Genomic DNA, 25,665 nt, shown 5'->3' with positions numbered 1-25,665 from the left:
GGTTTTACATTAGCCTACTTCGCCAGACGCTTACCAGCGTACTTCATCACCAAGCCCTTAGGTCCGACCGCCCAACCATGTAAAGCATCAGCAAAACCAAGTGCGTTCAGCGGCGTGTCACCCAATACTTCCCAAGTTTTGCCCGCATCATTGGTGAAGCCAGAACCGGCCAATCCACCCACAACAAAGGTATCACTTTGTCCGGGTACGGCCATCACTACCGATAAAAATCCCATAGGCAATGCTGGATTTGCATTCCAAGTTTTACCGCCATCATGGCTGACTACCGCATTGAGGGTTTCACCTTTCGCCTTTTGATAATCGCCACCGACAGCAAAGCCAGTTTGTCCATTGGAAAACGCGACAGAAAATAAACCTTTCGGTGGCGCGGCGGCGGGTATTGCTGTCTCGGCTACGCTCCAAGTTTGACCGCGATCAGCGGAATGAAATACGCGAGTTTTTTCCGCCCCGCCAGTAGCGAACCAGACATCCTGTTTGCCATAAACCGCAATACAAGTGCCGCTCGCAGCAAAAGCACCTTCGTTCGCTAAAGCCTTTAATTGGTTCAAATCACGCGCCGCGTTTTGCCAAGTTTTGCCACCATCATGAGTGATCAATACTTGAAATTGACCATTGATAGGGTCACCGAAAATCACACCGTTTTGGGCATCCCAAAAATCAATCGCATCCCAAAATCCACTCGCATCGCCATTCACGGTCATCAGTTCCCAATTGGCACCACCATCAACCGTTTTGTAAATGGTCGAGGCTTTGCCTGGGCCTGCGCTCATCGCGATGGCGGTAAATTTATCAATACCTTGAATATCGCGGAAATCTAAAGCCGCCGCCTCTGGCATCTTGTTCGCTATAGACACATTTTCCCAGCTCTCACCATCCACCGTGCGCAATACGGTTCCTTTGGCACCACTGGCCCAGGCGACATGCCGATTCACCACGGAAAGCCCGCGCAGCTCTACGGTGACGCCACTGTCAATTTTTTTCCAAACCTCTTGCGCAAAAGCAGACCAACTAAGCGCCAGACATGTGATCGCAACCGCGATTTGCTGCATTTTTTTTCTTGAATTTGATGTCATTTTTCTTTTATTCCAAATAGAAAAGACGCTGGTCATGATGAACCAAGCGTCTGTCAAATTGAACTACAAATTTTCCGCAAATAATTGACGGTCAGCTTACACCGCACTCATCTCGGAAGCCAATGCCTTGTTGATGTTATTGCGCAATTCCTCTAAGGTCTTTTTCTGCACTTCGACTTCAGCATGCATGTTTTCAAAGCTGGCAATTTTCTCTTCCAAACTATCAGTAGCAACGTGAATACGCTGTATCGATTGCATACGGTTTTTTAATTGATTTTTGTGTTCGCGGATTTGTGCTTCTATCGGTGCCATCACCACTTTTTGCCAGGCTTCTACATCACGGTTTGCTTGCGAAAAACTTTGTTTAACCCGCGCAGAAATCGAATCAAAAAACTTTTGCATCAATACTTTTTGCGAAGTCGTCATCAAAGTGATGGTGCTAAATTGTCTTTGAAAAACCTGCTCAATCGCGCTGATTTCCTGTATGTATTTATCCAGAGAAAATGGCATAGGCGAAGTCAAGGCTAAACCATGTTCGGTAGAAAATTTGCGGTACATGATGGACATCATTTCTGATATCTCATCCGTCTTACGATTAGATGCCGTCAAATTCAATTTAACTTGTTCAAAAAAGTCTTTAATCGCTTCTTTTAAACCCAGAGAGAATTTACTCTTCTCCATCGCTTCACGCGCCGTCGAAATTTCAGCCTTCAACATATCCATGCCCAGGGTAGTGTAAACCTCGGTAGAGAGACGGGTAAATACGGCACGCGTACCTTGCATCTTAATTAAGCTGGCATCGAATTCCTGCTTTTCCATCGTGACACGCTTCATCATGTGTTCCACCACATTCTGATTTTTACCACGCAAGCTCTTGAGCTCATGCAATTGTTCATTAACGCCACGAGCGCGAGCCACGATGATGGCATGCTGGCCGTCTGCGATCTCTTGGATGTCGTTGCTGAGCTGAGTGCGAATAATATTTTTCTTAGACGGAATTAATTCTTTAGAGAGCGCGTATTCCAATTTTGGCAAACGACTTTTCGCTAATAATGGCGCGTCTTTATTGATTTTCGCGACCAAACCTTTTTGCGCAGAAATGGGGAAAACCTGATTCTCTTCTATCGATAAATTATGAGAAACTGTCTCAATTTGGTGCTGAATTTGAGACTCTACCTCCTCGACCGTGCGCAATTCATCCCACATACTGTCGATTTTATTCAAGACCACCATGCGTCCCGGGCCACCACCAATATGGTTGCGCCAGACATCAATATCGCTCTTGGTAACGCCAGTATCCGCCGCCAAAATAAATAAAACTGCATGCGCATTTGGGATCAAATTTAAGGTCAATTCTGGCTCAGTACCAATCGCATTTAAACCCGGCGTATCAACGATAATCAAACCTTGCTTTAACAATGGATGCGGAAAATTAACAATCGCATGACGCCATTGAGAAATTTCGACCAAGCCATCTTCGTCAACTTCTAATGCCGCATCGGGATCGGTTTCATCATACAAACCATAGGATTTGGCGACTTCTTTCGTCACTTTTTTAGTCAAACTGACTTGTTTAAAAGCTTCCAACATACCATCGCCCGACTTCGGATCAAGTGGCAAGACTGTCCAGATATGATGATGGCCTTTATATTCAGTGGTACTTAGCGTTTCACTGCGCGTTTCTATCGGCAGCAAACGTATGCAAGGTGGAATGGTTTCGTCATACATTAATTCGGTCGGACACATGGTGGTACGACCAGCAGAAGACGGCAATATCCTTTGCCCGTAGTCAGCAAAAAAGATTGCATTAATTAATTCTGATTTGCCGCGTGAAAATTCGGCCACAAAAGCGATAGTCAATTTATCATCGACTAAACGCTCTTTTAAACGCGCGATTTTTTGATCAAGGGCACTATCAGCAAAATCAGATCCAGCAATCCAAGCGCGGTACTGTTCTATGGCCTGTGCCACGTCTTTACGCCAGCCACTGTATTCCTGGAAGTTCTGAACCAAATTACTCATATCATCCTCAAAATTTTTCTTGTAACGCTTTATTAGCGCTCATCTCGCGACTACTTGTTCGCACATTTTCTATAGCAAAGGACATTATTCATTCATCTACTTATCCTATGGCTATTTCATATTTCATATTTCATCAGTCATAACAATACAGCGCATAATCATGACTTTTACCACAATGCCGCAAAGAAAGTCGTATTCTGGCTCATTTTTGACAATTTACACAATAAAAGCTGCTCCTTTGCCCTTGCTTTATGTGTCTAATTATTCCTTGACAAACACGGCAGGGCTCCCCAGCGCGATCATAAACGAAATAATTCTGTTGAAAATACCCAGTTTTGCCATCAGCACCAACAAAATCCTTCAGAGTGCTACCACCTTGCACAATAGCAGCCGCCAAAATTTGTCGTATCGCTATCACTAGTGACTGATATCGCTTAAGACTAATACGATTAGCCGCGGTCTTAGGATTAATTCCAGCTTGAAACAAGCTCTCCGATGCATAAATATTTCCCACACCGACCACAATATCGCCCGCTAACAAAACTTGTTTGATGGCTGCGCTGCGCTGACGTGTCTGTTTAAATAACAATTGAGCATCAAATCCGTCTTGTAGTGGCTCTACCCCCAAGTGACGCAATAGCAAATGGGATTCAATCGCTCCGTCGGCGGCATCATGCCACAACATCGCACCAAAACGACGCGGATCAGTCAAACGTATTAATTGAGTTCCCAATACGATATCCACATGATCATGTTTTTGTGCAGGGGTCCCCGTTGGCATCACTCGTAAATTGCCAGTCATCCCCAGATGAACCAATACCGTTCCAGTCGCGAAATGTAACAAAAGGTATTTACCTCGCCGCCCCGTCTTTTGCAAACGCTGTCCCACTATTTTTTCTTTCAATTGTGGTGGAAAAGGCCAACGGAGGCCTTCGCGCCGCAAGATAAGATCGGTGACGACTGTGCCTTCTATATGCGGAGCTAGTCCTAATCGTGTGACTTCAACTTCTGGTAATTCAGGCATGTAAAACTCGTTTAAATGTCATGTAAGCGTCAATTTGTAGGCAGTTTGTATACGCATCGCCAAACAAAAGGTCAAGTTAAATCCTAATCAGTGTCCTATCGATGTCCACTTAGTATCCAATCATTGTCCATTCAATAGCCGCGCGTACTTTAAAAAACATATTAAGTCCCAAGCTAAGTACTTAGCTTTCATTATTGCGCCTTGTTACAAAGTTCGGCGGACTCAGCTATGACTGATACAATTTGCCATAAGTTCGCTTAGAAACCAGCGTAAAATCAAACTGCAATATCCAAGACCTTGTCAGCTCAAAGTTGTACGCCCAATTTAGTAAGCCCGCTCAGACCAACTATCGTCAAACAATGATGATTGGTAGTTTCAACAAAGGAATAGCATTGAAGAATTTGTTTCTCACTCAAGCTCCCATTATGGCTATTGTACCTAGACTTATGCCAACAACACGCACCAGACAGACCAACTCCACACAATTCAAGATAAAAGGACAAATTATCAGGCCCTTGAGTACCACACACACCAAAAGTCTGCTACTACAATCCTTAATCGCGACACTGATCTGCGGTACATTAGCTAGCGTTCCCGCATTCGCGCGCCAAAGCGGTGCCACCATCATTAAGAACAAACCGGCATCTGCCAACACGCTGACTGAAGACAAACAAGCATTACCCAAAGTCGCGTTAAGCAAAGATATTCTCTATAAATTAACCACTTCAGAATTAGCGGTTCAACGAGGTGAGTGGCAAAGCGCTTTTGTCACGATACTGTCAGTCGCACAGCAAACACGCGACCCACGCTTAGCGAAACGCGCTATGGAAATAGCGATGGGTGCGCAGCAAATGGATGAATCCATGGCAGCCTTGCGTCTGTGGCGAGAACTAGCACCCGACTCGACTGAAGCGGAACAATATTATCTAAGCTTAATGGTCATACAAAATAATTTTGATGCCATCCAAAAGTTATTTTCACCAAAGCTAAAAACTAGTAATGGCGCCGATCAGATTGCGCTCATTTATCATGCACAAAGAGTGCTGGCGCGCATGCAAGACCAGCAGCAAGCATTCAAAACTTTAGAAACTATTTTGCAGCCCTACGCCGATTCATTCGATGCTCATATCGCCTTATCACGCGGCGCTTACCGCAATAAAGACCGGGCGCGTGCTTTAAGTGAAGCACAGGCGGCCAGCAAATTACGTGAAGATTCTGAATTAGCGATACTCACCTTAGCCCAAGCCTCGGAGCCACAAGAGGGTCTTCAGCTAGTCGCTGCGTATTTACAAAGGCTGCCGCAAGCCAAAGAAGTTCGCCTAGCGTATGCCACTATGCTCATTGAAAACAAACAATTGGCGACTGCCAAGGAAGAATTTCTTATCCTGTTAAGAGAGCAAGAAAGCAAGGGAGAATCCAGCACTCAGAGTTTGTATACACTGGGTGCGATCACGATGGAGCTAGGGCAAACCAATGAAGCAGAAAGCTACTTCGATACTTTCCTCAAACGCGCAACGGAAGATGATGACAGCAGTCCAGTCTATGTCAATTTAGCGCAAATTGCTTTGCAAAGAAAAGACAAAAAAACTGCCGACCAATGGCTAGCCAAAGTAGAACGTAAAGAAGGCAAAAATCCTGCTTGGTTTGCGATACAAATGCGACGTGCCTTATTGATTGCGAGCGATGGACACTACACCGACGCGCGAAAATTCTTACAAACGGTAACGCCAGAAAAAGACGCGGAAAAAATCCAGATATTGCAGACCGAAGCGCAAATCATGAAGGATGCAGGTCAAACTTTAGAAGCCTTTGTGCTCTTGCAATTAGCTTTAAGTGAATACCCAGGGAGTACCGAATTAATTTACGACTTCGCAATGCTGGCAGAAGCGCAAAAGCAATATCCAGAAATGGAAGCAGCGCTCAAACAACTCATCCAAATGGCACCGAATAATGCACTCGCCTACAATGCCTTGGGCTATTCTTATGCTGACAGAAATATCGAACTACAAAGTGCTCAGCAATTGATAGAGGCTGCCAATCAACTCAATCCGAATGATCCCTATATTTTAGATAGCTTGGGCTGGGTGAAATTTCGACTCAAAAAATTACCTGAAGCTGAGCAGTATTTACGCAGTTCTTTTGCCTTACGCCAGGATGTCGATGTCGCAGTGCATTTGGCGGAGGTGCTGTGGGTACAAGACAAAAAAACCGAAGCGATGCAGCTATTTAGTGATGCGCAAAAAAAAGACAGCAAAAATAGCCTACTCAAATCTACGCTGGAGCGACTCGGATTAAGACCAGAACTAAGCCTACCATAAGCTATTTTGACACTCATAAGCCCATCTAGAAAAACGCATGACAAGAAAGACTGGTCAGTAATGAATATCGCTCCTTTGCGCCCACAAAACAATTACCGCAGCCTCGTATACGGCCTGTGTCTGATGATTTACTGCGCGCTTTTGAGCGCCTGCAGCAGCACAAAGCCACTCACACCGCAACAAGCAGCAATGCCTCGCAACTTGCAAGAAAATGTGCAATGGAATGGACGTATATCGCTGCGCTATCAAGAAGATCAGAAAGAGCAAAGCGTCACCCTTAACTATGATTGGCAACAAACACCAAGCGAGTTACATATCAGTCTCAGCTCTGCACTGGGTCAAACGGTCGCCAAGCTCCATCAGACGCCAAGCAGCGCCAGTCTGGAGCAAGCCAAACAAGAAACACGCTATGCGAGCAATATTGAACAGTTACTCGTCGACCATTTAGGCTGGTCTATTCCTATTGATGATTTAAAAACCTGGCTACAAGGATTTGATTTGCAAGCCAATAAAAGCGCGGTAGCCATTCCGGCGCAAGATAATTTTCAATTCCAGTCTAAGGGCTGGCAACTACGTTTTGTTAATTGGCAGGAAGACGCTGGGCAAATTCGCCCTAAGCGAATAGATCTTGAAAAAATGACAGAACAATTTGGTCTGGTGAAAATCGCTATCATTATTATGTAAGCAGCCTCACCTCAAACTAAATTAAGTATTCATCGTAAGCACTAACTGCGCTCAAGCACCAACTGCTCTCTTTCAGCCCACCTCATTTGCAATCTAACATGAGCACTTCATCACTCACCAAGCGTCAATGGCTGGCCTGTCCAGCGCCGGCAAAACTAAACTTGTTTTTGCACATCACAGGCCGACGGGAGGACGGCTACCACCTATTACAAAGCGTATTTCAACTAATCGACCGGTGTGACACGCTTGATTTTCAGGTGCGGGACGATGGCCACATTCAAAGAATGAATCACATAGATGGTGTGCCCGAACCAACAGATTTAGTGATTCGCGCTGCCCGTTTGCTACAAAGTCATAGCAAGAGCACTTATGGTGCGGATATTTACCTCCATAAAAATTTACCCATGGGCGGTGGAGTCGGAGGCGGCTCATCTGATGCGGCGACTACCTTGATGGCATTAAATCACTTATGGCAATGTGGTTTAGATCAAGCACAACTCATGCAGCTAGGCTTACAACTAGGTGCGGATGTGCCATTTTTCATCTTTGGTCAAAATGCTTTTGTGGAAGGTATCGGTGAACAACTGCAAGCGATCACCACACCTGTAAAGTGGTTTGTCGTGATAGAACCAGGCGTACACGTACCTACACCGACTATTTTTTCTGCCAAGGAGTTGACAAGAGATACGAAGCCCGTCAGAATAACGGACTTTTCCAATGCAGCGAAAGTTGAATGGAAAAATGATCTGCAAGCTGTTGCTTGTGCTTTACATTCTGAAATTGCGAACGCTATTAATTGGCTCAAGCAGTATGAAATAAATCAGGGTGATGCCAAGATGACGGGATCAGGTTCTTGTGTTTTTTGCGCTTTTCCAAATGAAGATGCAGCAAAAAAAGTATTACAACAAGTTCCTCACCACTGGACATCTTGGATTGCTAAAGCATTGCAACAACATCCTATAATTTTATAGATTGCAGCATAAAAAATTTGGTCGATTACTGATTTCAAGATAAAATAGCGGCTTCGCTGATTATCAAGGCAAAATAAGTAATTGATAAACGGTTGTGTAGGGGAATCGCCAAGCTGGTTAAGGCACCGGATTTTGATTCCGGCATGCAAAGGTTCGAATCCTTTTTCCCCTGCCATTTAATTCCCAAGCCGCCGCATACAAATGATGCGGCGGCTTTTCGGTTTTTACGGCAGTATTTTCAGTAATCATTACAACAAGAATTCCAACCGTGATGCTGAGTATTGTTCTCTTGAAGTGGCTTTTTTATTCCCTTAGGTGATCTCATGGCACACGCTCTCGACAACATGATGGTCTTTACCGGTAATGCCAATCCTGCTTTAGCGGCAGGCGTTGCGAAGCAACTCGGCATTCGTCTCGGTAAGGCTGACGTTTCCAAGTTTTCTGATGGCGAGGTGATGGTCGAAATCAACGAAAACGTGCGTGGTAAAGACGTTTTCGTATTGCAATCAACTTGTGCTCCAACCAATGACAACTTGATGGAAATCATGTTGATGGTGGATGCATTAAAACGCGCTTCTGCTGGTCGTATCACTGCTGCTATTCCGTATTTTGGTTATGCACGTCAAGATCGCCGTCCACGCTCTGCTCGCGTCGCGATTTCTGCCAAAGTGGTAGCGAATATGTTGGAAGAAGCAGGTGTTGGTCGCGTGTTGATTATGGATTTGCATGCTGATCAAATCCAAGGCTTCTTTGATATTCCAGTCGATAATATTTATGCATCACCGATCCTGTTAGGTGATTTGGTTGCCAAGAATTACGATGATTTATTAGTCGTTTCTCCTGACGTTGGCGGCGTAGTTCGTGCGCGCGCTTTAGCAAAACGTTTAGGTTGTGATTTGGCAATTATTGATAAGCGTCGTCCAAAAGCCAATGTATCCGAAGTGATGAATATCATCGGTGAAGTTGAAGGTCGTAACTGCGTGATCATGGATGACATGGTTGATACTGCTGGCACTTTGACCAAAGCAGCTGAAGTATTAAAAGAACGTGGTGCGAAAAAAGTGTTGGCATATTGTACGCATCCTGTTTTATCTGGCCCAGCGATTGATCGCATCAATTGCTCACCATTGGATGAGTTAGTAGTGACAGATACTATTCCTCTGTCACCTGCTGCGCAGGCTTGTCCTAAGATTCGTCAATTGTCATGTGATAGTCTGTTAGCGGAAACTTTCCGCCGTATCACAAAAGGCGAATCTGTTATCTCTTTGTTCTCTGAATAAAGAAACCGTTTTCGGCTGAAAAGCATTTCGATGTTTTTCAGCTTTTTCACTTTCCTGGTCGCGGGAAAGTCAACGCAGTGTTAATTTGAAAAACATTGCTTATTTTGGAGCATTAAAATGAAAGTAGTCGCATTTGCACGTAAAGAACAGGGCACTGGAGCGAGCCGCCGCCTGCGTAATGCTGGTCAAACACCTGGCATCATCTACGGTGGTACAGAGCCAGCAGTGAATATCTCTTTGGATCACAATGCATTGTTCCATGCATTGAAAAAAGAAGTATTCCACTCTTCCATTCTCGACATGGATGTTGATGGTAAAGTAGAAAAAGTATTGTTGCGCGATTTCCAAATGCACGCGTTTAAACAATTGGTATTGCACGCTGATTTCCAACGCGTTGATCCAAACAAAAAGATCCACGTAAAAGTACCTCTGCACTTTGTTAACGCAGAAGTTTCTCCTGCGGTTAAATTGTCTGCAGCTGTTATCAGCCACGTAGCAGTTGAATTGGACGTAGAATGCTTGCCAGCAGACTTGCCAGAATTCATCGAAGTTGATCTGTCCAAATTGGAAGCCGGTCAATCCGTACACGTATCTGCATTGAAATTGCCAAAAGGCGTTACTGCTGTAGTACACGGTGATGATGCAACAGTTGCTATCGCTGTTAAACCAGCTGGCGCAGCTTCTGCAGAAGCTGAAGCAAAATAATTTAAAAGATTTATCTTTTAAATTGAAAAGCCACCCTCGCCGGTGGCTTTTTTTTCACCTATAAATCTCGTCACTAAGTTGCTAATTAGGTTGCTAATTAAGTTGCAAACTAAGTCGCCAACTAAGTCAGCACATCAACCACATCCAAAACCATCCGTAGTTAATTGACTTTCCTTATTTTTATGTGCCTCACAATTAGAAAATCAAGACTCGACTTATTGCTGATAGTTAGCGACAATTAAGTTTCTTCATAACAAAAGCTCAGCCAGTTTCATGATGGACCATCATCACCGAGCCCTGCATTATTAAAGGAAACGCACAGTGTCCTCGTTCAAAAAAATCCGTTTTTCGCTTATTAGTAAAACAGTTACTAAAACGATAGTTAGCACGATCCTAGTTTCTCAATTTGGATTAATCGCCCATAGCAGCTTTGCACAGGGAACTGGCGCACAAATTCAATACGACACCAGCTATGACATTCTTAGCCCGGTACGCGCCAAACACGGCATGGTATCGAGTGAACAAGTTCTGGCAAGTCAAGTCGGTTTAGATGTCTTGAAACGCGGCGGCAATGCCGTTGATGCGGCTGTCGCCGTTGGTTTTGCTTTAGCGGTTGTCCTGCCGCATGCGGGAAATATTGGTGGTGGTGGTTTCATGTTGATTCATGATGCAAAAAGTGGCAAAGACATTGCACTCGATTTTCGTGAGCTAGCCCCCGCCCTTGCTCATCGCGATATGTTTTTGGACGCGAATGGCAAAATTATTCCCGGTAGCTCGACATCCACTCACTTGGCGGTAGGTGTTCCGGGTACGGTCGCAGGACTGGATCTGGCCTTACGTAAATATGGCACCTTGCCTCTAAAAGATCTCATCGCACCATCAATTAAATTGGCCGAACAAGGATTCGAGGTCACGCCTTATCTGGCACAGCTATTAGAAGCAAGTCGTAATCAATTAGGTAAATGGCCGTCTAGTCGCGCTATCTTTTTCAACGGCGACAGGCCACTGCGCGCAGGCGAAAAGCTAGTACAAAAAGACCTCGCTAACTCATTGCGTCTCATTGCACAGCATGGTCCCAAAGTATTCTACGAAGGCATAATTGCACAGAAAATTGTGGCCGAGATGAAAAATCACGGCGGCATGATTAGTGCAGACGATATGAAGCATTACAAGGCGATAGAACGAGAAGCAGTAAAAGGTAACTATCGCGGCTATCAAGTAGTGTCTATGCCACCACCTAGTTCGGGCGGCGTCCATATCATTCAAATGTTGAATATGCTGGAACATTTCCCCATAGGACAACAAGGGTTAAATAGCGCACAAACTATTCACACCATGACCGAGGTGATGAAGCTAGCGTATGCAGATAGAGCCGAATATTTGGGCGATCCCGAATTTGTTAAGGTCCCGCTCCTTGGTTTAACGTCCAAGAAATATGCAGACGAATTAGTCAAAAAAATTGACCTGAGCCGCGCCACACCATCTGCACAAATCAAACCTGGCAAACCCTTACCTTACGAGAGCGATCAAACCACCCATTATTCGGTGGCCGATAAATTCGGCAATGTCGTCGCCACCACTTACACACTTAATCTTTTATTCGGCAGTGGCATCGTTGCGACGGGGACAGGGATTACCTTGAACAATGAAATGGATGATTTCTCGGTTAAAGCAGGTGTGCCGAATGCCTTTGGTCTGATTGGTGGAGAGGCCAATGCAGTTGCGGCCAAAAAACGTCCATTAAGTTCCATGACACCGACCATGGTACTCAAAGATGGCAAACCGTTCTTAGTCACAGGCAGCCCTGGAGGTAGCCGAATTATCACCACGACCTTGCAAATCATTTTAAATGTCATTGACCATCAACTTAACGCGGCGGAAGCCACTATCGCACCACGCATACATCATCAATGGGAACCAGATATCACTCGTTTGGAACGGGGCTTTAACGTTGATACACTAGAACTCCTGAAGCAAAAAGGACACAAATTTTCTGTAGGACGATCCATGGGTAGAACCCAGACCATCAAGATCGGCGAAGAGGGATTTGAAGCATTTGCCGATCCACGCAATCCTGATGGGCGTGCCTTAGGTTACTGATTTTTTAAACATGAGCTTCAAGCAACGACAAAAGCCCTGATATTTCAGGGCTTTTTTGTTATCGAGAGTGCAATCCATCTACATATTTCTTGTGTGGCCGCAGCAAAAACTTAATCCAAATCAACTTTTTAGTTTTTACTTCCATTAGAATGAATCCCTAATATCCAAAATTTAGCTATCAACTTTAGAAACTTACTCTAGTGATCAATAACAGGAGTCATCGTGGCAATTGAACTTTTTAATAATGGCAAGCATAGCTGCATCATGTTCAATGACCTAGTCACTGGCTCCACAGAAGATGCAGTACAAGCGAATCAATTTTTGATCGTCTCGGGTGGTCATGGTGCCTTGATTGACCCTTCCGGCAATATCACCTACAACGCGCTAACTTTAGCGATGCAAAAATACTTACCGAAGAAAAATTTAGAATTTCTCTTCGCCTCGCATCAAGACCCGGACATTATCGGCGCCCTCGACAAGTGGTTATACAGCACCGAATGCCATTTATACGTTTCACAATTATGGGCGCGCTTTGTTCCGCATTTTTGCAACTTAAATCGGGCGGATGGACGGATTATTGGTATTCCTGACGAGGGTATGCCGGTACGAATGTCTCATTCGACACTGTATGCGATACCTGCCCATTTCCTACATGCTGAAGGTAATTTTCAATTCTACGACAGCACCTCAAAAATTCTCTTTTCTGGCGACATGGGCGCGTCTCTGGTAGAAGCCAACAGTATCCATAAACCTATCGCCAGTAAAGATGAATTTTACGATCAGCTCCATACGATGAGCGGCTTTCATAAACGCTATATGGTGTCAAATAAAGTTTGTCGCTTTTGGGTGAATATGGTGCGCCAAATGGATCTCGCCATGCTAGTCCCACAGCATGGCCGCTACCTGACAGGTGAAGCTATTCCTGCCTTTCTCGATTGGATAGAAAGCCTGCAATGCGGGATTGATTTATTCACTCAAGAACACTATCGTTTTCGCCCTGTATAAACTAGAACAGAGCTAGTTATTCGAGCCATATCTTAAAAAAACAATCATCCAATATTAAGGCTGTCACTTGCTATGCGGGTGCTTGATGGAAACGCGCAACTCGCGCTCATGATCAATGATGTTATTAATCTCGCCTTCAGGTATGGAAAGCGCATTCAGCGCGAAAAAGGACAGTTGCAAGCCGGCCTCTAAAGTTTCAGACACAACGGCAGTCGCTCCGGCACTACGCAATTCCTGAGCATGAAATTCATCACGCGAACGAGCATAAATAGGTAGCTCAGGATATTCGCTGCGCGCAGCTCTAACCGCGTGCATAGCAGCCGCAGGTTGATCCATAGTGACCAACAATGCAGCCGCATGTTGCATATGCATTTTGCGCAGTAATTCTGGACGCGCCGCATTGCCATAAAATACCGAGCGTCCGCTTTTACGCAAACCCGCGACGACATGGGCATCGTGTTCAATCGCGACATAGGCCACAGCTTGTTTGTCCAAAATATCAGCGAGTAATTGCCCAACGCGACCAAATCCAGCAATCACGACATGCCCACTGAGTTCATCCGGCAAACTGGTTTGATGCGCCGAATCGACATGGATTTTTGCGTCTAGCATTCGCCCTAGCTGCTGACCGAGCTTGGCGAACATCGGCGTCAGAAGCAAACTAATACTCACCATTAACAAACTAAATTGAGACAGCGCCGGGCTTAAAATATTCGAGGAGGCCGCTACACCAATAATCACAAAAGCAAACTCGCCACCTTGACTCAATAAAAAACCGCCCTCAATCGCTTTACCCCAAGTCAGTTGTCCTCGGCGCATAATCAAAGCAATCACAGTCGCCTTGATCAACACTAAACCGCATACAGCAGCCAAAACCCAGTGATAATTTTGTGCAAAGGCCGCAACATTAATTTCCATCCCAACCGACATAAAAAACAATCCCATTAAGAGCCCTTTAAACGGCTCTATGGTGACTTCGACCTCATGTCGATATTCGGTCTCTGCCAATAATAAACCGGCGAGAAAAGCGCCCAAGGCCAACGATAAACCAGCCGCCGCCGTGGCACTAGAGATACCCAACGCAACCAGTAGCGTCAAAGCCATAAATACTTCGGGCTGACGCTGGCGCGCAAAGTAGCGGAAGATAGGGGCAACGACGCGGCGTCCTGCAAAGAAAATAAATAACACCGCACCTATCGATTTAAGCAAAGTCATACCTACTACCATACCCAAATTCTGAGTCGCCTTGCTTGCCAACAAATCCACCAAAATCAATAAAGGCACCACCGCAAAATCCTGCAACATCAACATAGAAAAACTGGCTTGTCCCATCATCGTTGGCATCTCCCGCTTCTGAGTCAAGAGCTGCATCACAATCGCGGTTGAGGAGAAAGAAAAGACTAAGCCAAGCAGTAGAGCAATTTCCAAACGATGCCCAGAGACATAGGTGATTCCACCTATAATTAAGGCACACAACAAAACTTGCGCGCTACCGCCTAAAAACACCCAGCGACGCAAACTCCACAAACGTCCCACCGATAATTCTAAACCGATCAAAAACATCAAGAACATCACACCGAGTTCTGCCAAAGATTGCACCTCTTCATCGCCTGAAAACGCGATGACTTTTAACCACGGAAACTGTTCAGAAAAATGTGCGACTCCATACGGCCCAAGCACCACGCCTATAGTTAAAAAACCTAATACTTGATTAATCTTATAACGCTGCAACAAGGGAATGAGAATGCCGGCAAGCGTCAAAAAGAGTATGGCTTCTCTTAAAAAAGGCAGGCCAGACTGATGTTCCATGCGTCACTCCAATTCAGTTAAAAAAATTTGCTACGAAAGAAGCTAGATGAGTAAGTAAATAAGTGAGTGAATGAGAAAAGATGATCAGAATCCTCGAACTTAGAATTTAGCAATGCGAGCATTTTTTCTGTCCCAAAAAACTCATCGGCAAAGCGTCGCGTTAGCTCGATTAAAGGAGGCTCATTATAAAACCAGATTAATTGCTTACATTGTCACAACGCAAAAATATAACGGTCATTAAGTTAAAAATATCCACCCATAAAATATCTAAAGAAAATTGAACTTCATTTCACTCGCAGGCATCCTAGCTTGGCGTACTATTGTGCTCGTCGAAAAATTTAAATACCTATCAAAAAAATGAAATTAATCCCAAGCCTACTCTATTCAGCCCTTTTGTCTTTTGCTACCGTCTGCGCATACGCGCAGGGGCAACAAGATGACGGACCGCATGCACGTTATCAAGGCAGCGGCATAGAAGCACGTTGGTTATGCGACGGTAAGCTGGTAGAGAAAACCTATACCACAGCCACAAAGGTCACCATAGATCCGGTTTGTGCATTTCCCAACAGCATAGTCCTGCAAGATGCTAATACGACCTACACCATCAGCGCCCAATATCAAGCAAAAAAAATTGCTGCGCTCAGCGACATTCACGGTCAGTACGGTAGTCTGAAAACCCTATTACAAGCACACGGCATCATAGGGCAAGATCTGAACTGGAGTTTTGGTGACGGTCACTTAGTGGTCGCAGGCGACATCCTTGATCGCGGAACGCAAGTCACGGAAGCACTTTGGTTATTGTATCGACTAGAGGCGCAAGCTCAGGCCGCTGGAGGGCGATTACACGTTTTGCTGGGCAATCACGAAACGATGGTGATGGCCAATGATCTACGTTACGTGAATCAGAAATATGTCAAAGTAGCGCGGGAATTCGGTGTTAGTTATCCAGATTTATTTGGCGCAGATACGGTACTGGGACGCTGGCTCAGAAATAAACCTGTCATCGTACAAATCAATGACAGTTTGTTTATGCATGCTGGTTTACACCCTGATTACTTGAAACTCAAACTCAGCATACCAGAGGTTAACCAACAGTTTGCCAACTCATTAGGCTTAGCCAAAAGTGAAATCAAAAAACAAGACACACTGAATTTCTTGTACGGCAGCTTAGGGCCGATCTGGTATCGAGGTTATTTCAAAGCACCACAATTACCCGCTCTTGAACTTGAACAATTATTGCAAACACTTAAAGTCAAACGCTTAGTCGTTGGGCACACTACGATGTCCGGCATTCTGTCGCACTACCAAGGAAAAATTATCTCAATAGATAGCGATATCAAAAGCGGTAAATCGGGAGAAATTCTATTGATAGAAAACGAGAGATGGCAACGCGGCAGCTTGCAAGGTGAAAAACTAGCGATACCGGAGAGCACAACGACTACAACGCTCGATAATTAAAATAAATTATCTCTAATTGTGGAGAAATAATGGAAATAAAGTGAAGCACATTAAAAAAAGAATTAGTTCACACAAAAATATCTTTTGCCTCAACAACGTCGCTTAAAGCTTGGCAATTTTATCGAGTCACACTACACTCAGCGCTCATGAATACCGACTATTACTGCGCTAGAACCTGGCTACATTGACCGTGAAATTCTCTATAGGCTTACGTCTTTTTTTTGCTGTGCTACTCTCAATCCTGAGCGTCGCATTAGTCAGTCTGCTCGTCATGAGTGAAAAAGTGATTTCTAACTTTTCTGACTACGCGGCCAATATTGATTTAGATCGCTTACATGAAGTCTCGAACGAATTAAGTGCGCAATACCGAGTCAACCACGATTGGTCTTTTTTACCCAAGACGCCCGAAGAACAACGACTGTGGTTCGGCAAAGAACTGACGCGTATACACCAAAAGCGCGAACGCAAGGCTCAGCTCAGGGCCTCTGCGACTGGATCAACATCGAATACAATGACAGCTGCAAACTTGGCAGAGACCAAGTCAGCCAAATTACCCAGTTTGCCACCGCCTCCGCCACACAGAATTGCGCCTTTACCAGATCTTACTTTCATGCCGGAATCAGCATCGGAGGCAAGCATAGAGTCAACATCAGAGTCAGTGCCCACCACACACAATACAAATATTTCTAACACAGTCAACAAAACAATAGCACCAGCTAGACCTCCTAAACCACCGGCGTCGCCTGCGCTGCCAAGCCCTCCGGAGCCACCTCCACCGCCACCACTACCGCCTTTACCCTCGCCTATGGGCGCTCAAGAAGCGGTTTCCACCACAACAACAGCAAATAGAGCAAAGGCAACAACACCCAAGGCTAGCAATGACCACAACACAAAGAAAAACGCAGGTATAGAAAAAGGTGACCTATATCTGCGTATCACTTTACTTGATCGAGATTCACGTTATTTAGCAGGTTTACCGGATAACCCTCTAGGAGAAAATTTTCGCTATCTGTATCTTGATGGCGAACAAATCGGCTATTTACTAGTCAAGAAAACGACGACCCAGCCAGATCAATTCGCAAGTGATTTTTTACAGAGTTATGGCCGTAGTATTGCCATGATAGGCGCACTCAGCGTGTTATTAAGCGCGATAGCGGCCAGCTTGTTGGCGATGCATTTTCGGCGTCCAATACAACATTTGGCCAATGGTGCAAAACTACTTTCCGAAGGCCACTATGACACCAGACTTCACATTTCTCGTAGCGACGAATTGGGTGAGTTATCGCGGAGTTTCAACGCCTTAGCCGAAAAACTAGAACAAGCAGAAATCAGCCGCAAACAATGGGTGGCCGATACTTCACATGAATTACGCACCCCAGTATCCGTGCTGCGCGCGCAGATTGAAGCGCTGCAAGATGGGGTTAGAACTGCGAATCCAGAAAATATCGCGCTCCTATTACGTCAAGTGATGTCACTCAACAAACTCATTGATGATTTGTACGCTTTAGCGCGAGCCGATATTGGTGAACAGGTATTTCAAATTCAAGAATATTGTTTGAATGATTTAATCGATGATGTACTCGCTAGTTTTTCAGAAAAATTAGTCAGCGCGCAGCTAACACTGACGACCACTTATCAAAACCAAGCCCACGACAAAATTTACCTCAAAGTAGATCCAGAACGTCTACGCCAAGTGTTCATTAATTTGCTCGAAAATAGTGTGCGCTATACCGCGGCAGGCGGCCATATTTCTCTCGACATTACACAAAAATCAGAAGGCGCAAGCTCACACATCGTCATCACGCTCAAGGATAGTGCGCCTGGCGTCCCCGAACAGGCCTTAAAAAGCTTAAGCGAGCGCTTCTTCCGCGCAGAGAGCTCGCGTAACCGCCAGCACGGTGGCTCTGGACTCGGGCTCGCACTATGTCGCCGCATCATTGAGGCACATGGCGGAAGCATCCATTTTTCGCATTCCGATTTGGATGGTCTGTGCGTGACTATTCACTTGGCCAAAACTTAGCTCAACATTAAAACTCGCTACAACATGATGCCCACTGCGACCAAACAACTACTAATCGTCGAGGACGAAAATGATTTATCTGCACTGATTGCGGATTACGCCCGCCACGCTGGCTATGGGGCGCATATTATCGCTGATGGTGAAGCGGCGTTACAGCGCATCAAAGCACAGATGCCCGATTTCATCGTACTCGATCTAATGTTGCCAGGACTAGACGGGCTCAGTGTTTGCCAAGCGGTTCGTCGTTTTTCTCAGGTACCGATTTTAATGCTGACCGCCAAAGTTGAAGAGGTTGATCGCCTGCTCGGCCTAGAAGCGGGTGCCGACGACTATTTATGCAAACCCTTTAGCCCGCGTGAATTGATGGCGCGTATCAAGGCAATACTGAGACGCACTGAACACAAAGATTCAGCTGTAAGCACACCCCAGGCAAACAGTTTTTACGTGGATGAATCAGCACAAGCCATCTCCTTAAAAGGGAAGATACTCGAACTCACGCGTAGCGAATATTTAATATTAAAAACTTTTATCACGCATCCGGGACAAGTCTTTTCTCGGCTACAACTATTAGACCATCTGAGTCAAGATAACTTCAACGTGACCGACCGTGCCATTGATAGTCACATCAAAAATTTGCGAAAAAAATTAGAGCTTGCTCTACCAGAAATTCAAGCAATACATTCTATTTATGGCCTAGGATATCGCTTCGATTATCACGATTAATATTACGTCTACATAATGTCTCCATAGTTGATACGCAAAATTCTAGCGTTGGATAGTCGCACCAACATTTTTTCAACTCTATGGAGCAAATATGAAAACCCTACTGTTTTCTTTAGCATTACTGACAAACTATCAAGCAAACGCTACAGATCTCGACATCAAATATCCCTGCCACTCACGGGAAAAAAATTGCCCGCCACCGCCGCCCATCTTAATCCCACAAAAGGTGTACGACACCTGCGCTAACCAAGCCATAGGTACTAAATTTACATGGGTATTAAACAAAGAACAGAAAGTGATTCGTGGAACGTGTCAGCTTGTCGGCAAGATCATCACGTTTGTTCCAGATAAAAACGAAGATTAGACTAAAACCAATCTCGCCTTTCTTCAAATTTCCCCATAATTTACTCACAATTTATTCACATCATATCGGAACTGAATAAATGCCTAAGAGTACGACAACTATGTGTTTGTCTATTTCAACCAACGAGGAGACATCATGAAACCTATCATCGCAGTTTTATTATTTGCCGCACTGGGCGCAACTGGCTTAACGATGGCGCAGAACAAAATCAATATTGAATTCAAAGACAAGTCAGGCAAAGTCGTCACTATAGTTTGTGACGAACAATCTACGCGCAAGGCCTGTATTAAGCCGCCACCACCGCCCGCCTTACCAGCGATGCCAAGCCCACCGTCACCACCGCCTCCACCACCATTACCCGCGTTAGCAGGATTAACAGAACCGCCAGCGCCACCCAGTCCGCCGGAACCACCAGAAATAGCGATACCCGACGAAGTACACGCCGCGTGCAAAAATAAAATGGAAGGAAGTCAAGCAAGCTGGATGCAAAAACCAAGCGCCTATTACAGCGGTACATGCATCAAAAAGAATGGTGAAATGCAGTTAGGCGTTACGCGAATTTCGATCACTCAATAGCACCGAAGTACAAACTATTTATCTGAGCTAAGTGTCGATCGGGCTACGACACTTTGTTGAATACTATATTTAAGACTTTGCCAAACCGAATCTCATCCAAGTTTGGCAAAGTAAAATCAAGACCATGCTGATTAATTTGACATCCAAGACAAGGCCTTTTTGAAAATACCTTCACGCACTACAGGTGCGCTTTCAACTTCGGGCTCTGCTTCTACTTTTTCCTTTTCCAAATACTCGCGCAACGCGGACTCATGACGGTAGCGGGTCTGAAATTTCAAATCGGCTTCACGTACGCATTGAGTAATGATGGCTTCAGCATGAAGTACGTCAATCTCAAAAAAATCTTGCTCACGGCGCCCACGACGCAAACTATGCATGGCTTGAAAAATGGCATCCAGAGCACCACCGCCATCTTGTGCTCGCAATTCAAATACGCATTCAAAGCTGCCAGGTATGGTGTTGGTCTTGTCACGATTTAACTCTAGTGCCTTAGCCCATCCCGAACGACGACTCAAACCTATCTGCAATAAACCTTCTTTCAAACCCGTATTCCTCAGCACGTAGACATTGCCCGGCACGCCGTGCAGGCGTTTTGGTTCGCTGTAGCGCCCACTTTGTGAGGATATTGATGATGACTGCATAGAAGCACCTTTAAGTTTTCAATTCTAGTTTTTTCAATTAGGACTTACGCAAAACCGCCAAGGCCAGAGGCCTTGGCCTTCACTAGGCATAAACAAGCCATTGGGTATGTTTATGTCCGAGTTCAGCCCCAGCGTTGTTGTTGCCGCCTCGCCGTGCAATTGCACTGCCTTCGTCGACACGCCTAGCTGGGACAATTTTGCGGAAGTCCTGTAAATAAAACTAATTGCAACTAGTGTAAGAAAAATGCTTGCTAACCGATCTAAGGAATAAGTGCTAAAAATGCCTTCAATTCCGATTCCAAATCGCGCACAGGCTTAGACTGTGGTGATTTCGGCATCATCAGTTTAGCTTGCGGCACAAACTTAATGGACTGCCTGCCCTATAATAGAGCGCAAATTCTGAACATCCTTTGCACTTACTCTTTACTCCAGCCATTTATGAATAGCCAAGACTTAGAAAATATTAATGTCACCTCGTTTGCCCCGATGCCGACGCCGGAAGAATTGCATGCAAAACTGCCCTTATCCGAACACGCCGCTGCGGTAGTCGATGCCGGACGTGAGGCACTGAAAAATATTTTGGATCGCAAAGACCATAGATTCATCGTCGTCGTAGGTCCCTGCTCTATTCACGATCCCGTCGCTGGACTCGATTACGCTCGTCGCTTGAAGGCCTTACAAGAAGAGGTCAAAGACAGCATGCTATTGGTCATGCGCGTGTATTTTGAAAAGCCACGCACCACCACAGGCTGGAAAGGCTATATCAATGATCCTTTGATGGATGACTCTTTCCAAGTCGATCTCGGAATGGAAAAAGCCCGCCAATTTTTGCTCGACATCTGCGAACTGGGCTTGCCGACCGCGACCGAAGCGCTTGATCCGATCTCACCGCAATACTTAGGTGATTTAATCGCATGGACTGCCATCGGTGCGCGTACCACGGAATCACAGACCCATAGAGAAATGTCGTCGGGCTTATCGACGCCAGTAGGTTTTAAAAACGGTACCGACGGTGACATTAGTATCGCCATCAATGCGATCTTATCGGCATCCCATCCACATTCTTTCCTAGGTCTGAATGGACAAGGCAAAGTGTCCGTCGTGCGCACACGCGGGAATCAATATGGACACGTCGTTTTGCGCGGAGGCGATGGTCGCCCTAATTACGATACGGTCTCAGTGGCAATGGCAGAACAAGCATTAAAAAAAGCCAAGCTGCCCACCAATATCATTGTCGATTGCTCACACGCCAATAGCTACAAAAAACCGGAATTACAGCCGCTAGTAATGGCCGATGTGATTAATCAAGTCGTCAATGGAAATCAGGCATTAGTTGGAGTTATGATCGAATCCAACTTGGTCGCGGGTAATCAAAAAATACCTGAAGATTTATCGCAATTGATCTATGGTTGCTCGGTCACCGATGCCTGCGTAGATTGGTCTAGCACCGAAGTGATGATACGAGATGCGGCTGCGCGCTTAACACAATATAATCAGCGCAGTTAAATCAACATAGTTAGATCTGTCCGAGTAAAATAGATGAAGAAAATTTCACTCAGTTTTTATAAAGTTGTTTAGAAATGTGCTTTATGGCTTCCTCAAGCAAATCAAAATCTTCCCTACTCACTGGCTGCCTGCTATTGAGTAGTTTTCTCAGTGCCTGCACCAGCACTGGAACTTCGGGTAAAACAGCCGTCATGCACAAAGATGAATTTGGCATGGCGGACATGTTCACCTATAGCTTTCCCAGCAGTGATAAGGAAGGCTGCGAAGCGTCCAGACGCGCTTTATTAAGCCAGGGCTACATCATCAGCGACGCCAATGACAATAATGTTAAAGGCCGGAGAAAATTTCAATCCGATGATGAAACTCATGTCGAGATAGAATTTAATGTCGTCTGCGCGCCAAATAGTAAAGGCAGCAACAGCACCACGATTTTTACCAATGCCGTACGTGATCGCTATGCATTAAAGAAAAACAGCTCTAGCGCCAGCTTGGGCGTCGGTGGCATAGGCTCGATTTCACTTCCCTTTGGTGCTAGCAATGACTCTATGGTAAAGGTCGCCAGCGAAACGATAGCTGACGCTAAATTGTATGGTCGTTTTTTTGATTTGGTAGAGCGCTATTTGGATGATGTTAAAAAAACGGATGAGGTTGAAACTGTGTCACCTACAACTGCCGCGCCCAGTCAATCTGCGCAAAAGAAACAGCAGGCGGAACAAGTACATTAAAGTTCGCTCAGCAAGCTTAGTTTTCGCCTTACTGTGAGCTATTTGCGTGTATGCAGCTAGTTCAACCGATTGTCGTGAAACTCAAATTAAATTCACGACACGATCATATATTTGCCTTGAGAAGTAATTCGTCATGATCTGGTCACAATGCACGGTTATTCTGTGAACTCATCTGACTACTCCTCCAAGGGTGTGGATTTGGCCCGCAATTGCTGCGGGCCTTTTTTTGCCTGAAACCTAGAGCTAAAAATTTGAAAAAATTATTGTTCTGGCTGCAAGGTAGTCAACGGTTCGGTGATGTCTAAGGTTTTCACACCGCCACCGTTTTCATATTCGGCATACATCCATTTACCGTTAACGTTGACTAAATTTTCGGGGACGGCACGGACAAACTCTGGTTTTCCATTTAAGGCATGGCGCATCGCGTCTATCCAGATAGGCAAGGCAACTGTGGAGCCGAATTCTCTGCCACCTAAAGATTTTGGTTCATCAAATCCCATCCAAGATACCGCTACAATATTTCCCGCGTAACCGGCGAACCAACCGTCTACTGCATCGCTAGTGGTTCCTGTTTTACCGGCCAGATCACGTCGCCCTAATTTTTGACTAGCGGAAGCGCCTGTTCCTGAACGCACGACTTCACGCATCATACTATCGACTACAAAGGCATTGCGGCTATCCAAAACGCGTGCATCTTCAGTAGGTAAAGCCGGCACATTCGCTTGAAATAAGACCGTGCCTTTGGCGTCAATCACCTTATGAATCAACCACGGTTTGACTTGATAACCGCCATTTGCAAAAACCGCGTAAGCACCCGCCATTTGCAGAGGCGTGACCGATCCTGTGCCCAGAGCTAAAGTTAAATTGATTGGGTGTTTGTTCTGATCGAACCCAAAACGCATCAAATAATCACGGCCATACCCAGCACCAACTGCTTTCAAGACACGCACGGCGACTACGTTTTTGGATTGCGCCAAAGCGCGTTGTAATTCCACTGGTCCATCATATTTGCCATCATCATTACGTGGGTCCCACTTCAGTTCTTCTTCCGTCGTTTGCGACAGCGGTACATCGTTAATCAAGGTATCAGGAGAAAAACCTTTTTCTATCGCCGCTGAATAAATAAAAGGTTTGATCGCAGAACCCGGCTGACGCCAGCCGCTCGTGACATGATTAAACTTCTTACGATTAAAATCAAAACCGCCCACCAAGGCACGGTAGGCACCGTCATTAGCGTTTAAGGAAACATAAGCAGCATCCACTTCAGGAGTTTGTGTAATCGACCAACGCCCTTTGCTATCTTGCATGACGCGTATCAAAGCACCTTCACGGATTTTCAAATCACGATTTGCTTTCGCCTGCAATGCAGCAGTAGCAAGACGCAATCCTTCACCTGTAATTTCTACCGATTCGCCGGTCGCCAAATCGGCTTTAATCAGTTTCGGTGAAACTGAAGTCACGACAGCGGAGACCAAACCTTCACTAGACGGATATTTTTGCAAAAATTCGTCTATCGCATCGTCGCGCAAGTCTTCACGTGATGGCAATTCAATGAAGGCCTCAGGGCCACGATAGCCATGACGCTGATCGTAGGTAAGGACATTGCGCCGCAAGGATTCATAGGCAGCGTCTTGTTCATCTCTATCAATGGTGGTGATGACCTTCAGACCCATGGTATAGGTCTCTTCTTTAAATTGTGCGTAAATACTTTGACGTACCATCTCAGCCACGTAAGCCGCGTGCGACTCAAACTGCGGCACTTTGGTCACTTGTATGCGTTCTTTCAGAGCCTGATCATACTGAGATTGAGAAATATCCCCGTGTCTCAGCATGCTCTGCAATACCAGCCCTTGTCTTTGCTTAGCGCGCTCAAAATTCACTGCAGGATTGTGGCGTGCAGGATTCTTAGGAATACCTGCCAACATCGCGGCTTCCGCAATCGAGATATCTTTTAAATTCTTATTGAAATAAGTGCGTGCTGCACTGGAAAAACCATGCGTACGTTGACCAAGGTAAATTTGATTCATATACAACTCAAGAATCTGATCCTTGGTCAAAGCATCTTCGATGCGTCGCGCCAACATGATCTCGCGTAATTTGCGGGTAATGGTTTTTTCCCGCGTCAAAAAGAAATTACGCGCGACCTGCATAGTAATAGTGCCGCCACCTTGTGGATCACCTGTTGCGGTTGACACCACTGCCCGCGTCATACCAATATAATCGACACCGTGATGTTCATAAAAACGTGCATCTTCAATCGATAACAAAGCACGCTTCATCACATCAGGCATCTGCGCAATCGGTACGAAATCGCGATGTTCCTCACCAAACTCACCGATCAAGGTGTTGTCAGCGGTATAAATTCGTAGGGGAATTTTAGGTTTGTAATCGGTCACCGCAGTCAACTCGGGCAGACCGGGCGCTAATACCAAAAAAACATAGGCCAGCATAGACAAAATAAACACCGTCAACGCGGCAGCAAAAGCAAGTAACCATTTCATAAGTGTCAACCAACCTGTAGGCGGGCATGATGAAAACGCACAGTGTAAACGGACTTGAGCACGCTGCAAGACTTTTCTTTAGTTAGTACTGCGATTTAATACCTCATAGCGCGTTGTTCAATCTGCCGGAATCAAGCTT

At 45.4% G+C, this 25,665-nt stretch carries 20 protein-coding genes and 1 tRNA gene; 15 read left to right on the top strand and 6 right to left on the bottom strand.

What is annotated here, in order from left to right; translation table 11 throughout:
- Nucleotides 1-14: 14 nt before the first annotated feature.
- From ACFFJH_RS07100 to mutM, 3 genes are all read right to left on the bottom strand, one after another.
- Nucleotides 15-1,070, bottom strand: a complete 1,056-nt coding sequence (locus ACFFJH_RS07100) for a WD40/YVTN/BNR-like repeat-containing protein (protein WP_390211254.1) — start codon at nucleotides 1,068-1,070, stop codon at nucleotides 15-17.
- Nucleotides 1,071-1,190: 120 nt separating this feature from the next.
- Nucleotides 1,191-3,116, bottom strand: a complete 1,926-nt coding sequence (locus tag ACFFJH_RS07095) for a dynamin family protein (protein ID WP_390211252.1) — start codon at nucleotides 3,114-3,116, stop codon at nucleotides 1,191-1,193.
- A gap of 202 nt (nucleotides 3,117-3,318) precedes the next feature.
- Nucleotides 3,319-4,140, bottom strand: a complete 822-nt coding sequence (gene mutM / locus ACFFJH_RS07090; protein ID WP_390211250.1) for a bifunctional DNA-formamidopyrimidine glycosylase/DNA-(apurinic or apyrimidinic site) lyase — start codon at nucleotides 4,138-4,140, stop codon at nucleotides 3,319-3,321.
- 515 nt (nucleotides 4,141-4,655) lie between these two features.
- Between mutM and ACFFJH_RS07085 the strand changes: the two genes are divergently transcribed.
- From ACFFJH_RS07085 to ACFFJH_RS07050, 8 genes are all read left to right on the top strand, one after another.
- Entirely contained in the window at nucleotides 4,656-6,458 is a 1,803-nt protein-coding gene (locus tag ACFFJH_RS07085) for a tetratricopeptide repeat protein (protein ID WP_390211248.1), read from the top strand.
- A 60-nt stretch (nucleotides 6,459-6,518) separates the two neighbouring features.
- Nucleotides 6,519-7,142, top strand: a complete 624-nt coding sequence (lolB, locus tag ACFFJH_RS07080; RefSeq protein WP_390211246.1) for a lipoprotein insertase outer membrane protein LolB — start codon at nucleotides 6,519-6,521, stop codon at nucleotides 7,140-7,142.
- 98 nt (nucleotides 7,143-7,240) lie between these two features.
- Nucleotides 7,241-8,113: a 4-(cytidine 5'-diphospho)-2-C-methyl-D-erythritol kinase gene (gene ispE, locus ACFFJH_RS07075; protein WP_390211244.1), complete on the top strand. Its 873-nt coding sequence runs from the start codon at nucleotides 7,241-7,243 to the stop codon at nucleotides 8,111-8,113.
- A gap of 98 nt (nucleotides 8,114-8,211) precedes the next feature.
- Nucleotides 8,212-8,288, top strand: a tRNA-Gln gene (locus ACFFJH_RS07070).
- A gap of 148 nt (nucleotides 8,289-8,436) precedes the next feature.
- Nucleotides 8,437-9,393, top strand: a complete 957-nt coding sequence (locus tag ACFFJH_RS07065; RefSeq protein ID WP_390211241.1) for a ribose-phosphate pyrophosphokinase — start codon at nucleotides 8,437-8,439, stop codon at nucleotides 9,391-9,393.
- 117 nt (nucleotides 9,394-9,510) lie between these two features.
- Nucleotides 9,511-10,098 carry a 50S ribosomal protein L25/general stress protein Ctc gene (locus ACFFJH_RS07060; protein WP_390211239.1) on the top strand — a complete coding sequence of 196 codons (588 nt, stop codon included), beginning with the start codon at nucleotides 9,511-9,513 and terminating at the stop codon, nucleotides 10,096-10,098.
- Nucleotides 10,099-10,512: 414 nt separating this feature from the next.
- Nucleotides 10,513-12,198 (top strand): gamma-glutamyltransferase, encoded by a 1,686-nt coding sequence (gene ggt, locus ACFFJH_RS07055; protein ID WP_390211328.1) that lies wholly within the window; start codon nucleotides 10,513-10,515, stop codon nucleotides 12,196-12,198.
- Between the two features lie 222 nt (nucleotides 12,199-12,420).
- Nucleotides 12,421-13,203 carry an oxygen-binding di-iron domain-containing protein gene (locus ACFFJH_RS07050; RefSeq protein ID WP_390211236.1) on the top strand — a complete coding sequence of 261 codons (783 nt, stop codon included), beginning with the start codon at nucleotides 12,421-12,423 and terminating at the stop codon, nucleotides 13,201-13,203.
- Between the two features lie 63 nt (nucleotides 13,204-13,266).
- On the opposite strand, the gene ACFFJH_RS07045 is transcribed toward ACFFJH_RS07050, so the two are convergent.
- A complete protein-coding gene (locus ACFFJH_RS07045; protein ID WP_390211234.1) occupies nucleotides 13,267-15,012 on the bottom strand; it encodes a cation:proton antiporter domain-containing protein in 1,746 nt (581 codons plus the stop codon).
- Nucleotides 15,013-15,369: 357 nt separating this feature from the next.
- On the opposite strand from ACFFJH_RS07045, the gene ACFFJH_RS07040 reads away from it, so the two are divergent.
- From ACFFJH_RS07040 to ACFFJH_RS07020, 5 genes are all read left to right on the top strand, one after another.
- Complete coding sequence (locus tag ACFFJH_RS07040; protein WP_390211231.1) at nucleotides 15,370-16,470, top strand: metallophosphoesterase; 1,101 nt, start codon at nucleotides 15,370-15,372, stop codon at nucleotides 16,468-16,470.
- A gap of 190 nt (nucleotides 16,471-16,660) precedes the next feature.
- Entirely contained in the window at nucleotides 16,661-18,490 is a 1,830-nt protein-coding gene (locus ACFFJH_RS07035; RefSeq protein ID WP_390211229.1) for an ATP-binding protein, read from the top strand.
- Nucleotides 18,491-18,517: 27 nt separating this feature from the next.
- Nucleotides 18,518-19,213, top strand: a complete 696-nt coding sequence (locus ACFFJH_RS07030; protein ID WP_390211325.1) for a response regulator — start codon at nucleotides 18,518-18,520, stop codon at nucleotides 19,211-19,213.
- Nucleotides 19,214-19,304: 91 nt separating this feature from the next.
- Complete coding sequence (locus ACFFJH_RS07025; protein WP_390211227.1) at nucleotides 19,305-19,577, top strand: hypothetical protein; 273 nt, start codon at nucleotides 19,305-19,307, stop codon at nucleotides 19,575-19,577.
- Nucleotides 19,578-19,712: 135 nt separating this feature from the next.
- Nucleotides 19,713-20,153 (top strand): hypothetical protein, encoded by a 441-nt coding sequence (locus ACFFJH_RS07020; protein ID WP_390211225.1) that lies wholly within the window; start codon nucleotides 19,713-19,715, stop codon nucleotides 20,151-20,153.
- A gap of 131 nt (nucleotides 20,154-20,284) precedes the next feature.
- Here the strand turns inward: ACFFJH_RS07020 and ACFFJH_RS07015 are convergent, their stop codons facing one another.
- Entirely contained in the window at nucleotides 20,285-20,794 is a 510-nt protein-coding gene (locus ACFFJH_RS07015; RefSeq protein WP_390211223.1) for a hypothetical protein, read from the bottom strand.
- 438 nt (nucleotides 20,795-21,232) lie between these two features.
- Here ACFFJH_RS07015 and ACFFJH_RS07010 point away from each other — a divergent pair, with 438 nt between their 5' ends.
- Nucleotides 21,233-22,300, top strand: a complete 1,068-nt coding sequence (locus ACFFJH_RS07010) for a 3-deoxy-7-phosphoheptulonate synthase (RefSeq protein ID WP_390211221.1) — start codon at nucleotides 21,233-21,235, stop codon at nucleotides 22,298-22,300.
- 83 nt (nucleotides 22,301-22,383) lie between these two features.
- Nucleotides 22,384-23,025: a DUF2242 domain-containing protein gene (locus ACFFJH_RS07005; protein WP_390211219.1), complete on the top strand. Its 642-nt coding sequence runs from the start codon at nucleotides 22,384-22,386 to the stop codon at nucleotides 23,023-23,025.
- Between the two features lie 260 nt (nucleotides 23,026-23,285).
- Here ACFFJH_RS07005 and ACFFJH_RS07000 read toward each other — a convergent pair whose 3' ends face one another.
- Nucleotides 23,286-25,526: a penicillin-binding protein 1A gene (locus ACFFJH_RS07000; RefSeq protein WP_390211217.1), complete on the bottom strand. Its 2,241-nt coding sequence runs from the start codon at nucleotides 25,524-25,526 to the stop codon at nucleotides 23,286-23,288.
- Between the last annotated feature and the right edge of the window lie 139 nt (nucleotides 25,527-25,665).

It is taken from the genome of Affinundibacterium danionis (assembly GCF_042432465.1).
In the GTDB taxonomy this organism is placed as follows: domain Bacteria; phylum Pseudomonadota; class Gammaproteobacteria; order Burkholderiales; family Burkholderiaceae_D; genus Undibacterium; species Undibacterium danionis.
This window is presented reverse-complemented; position numbering and strand designations above follow the sequence as displayed.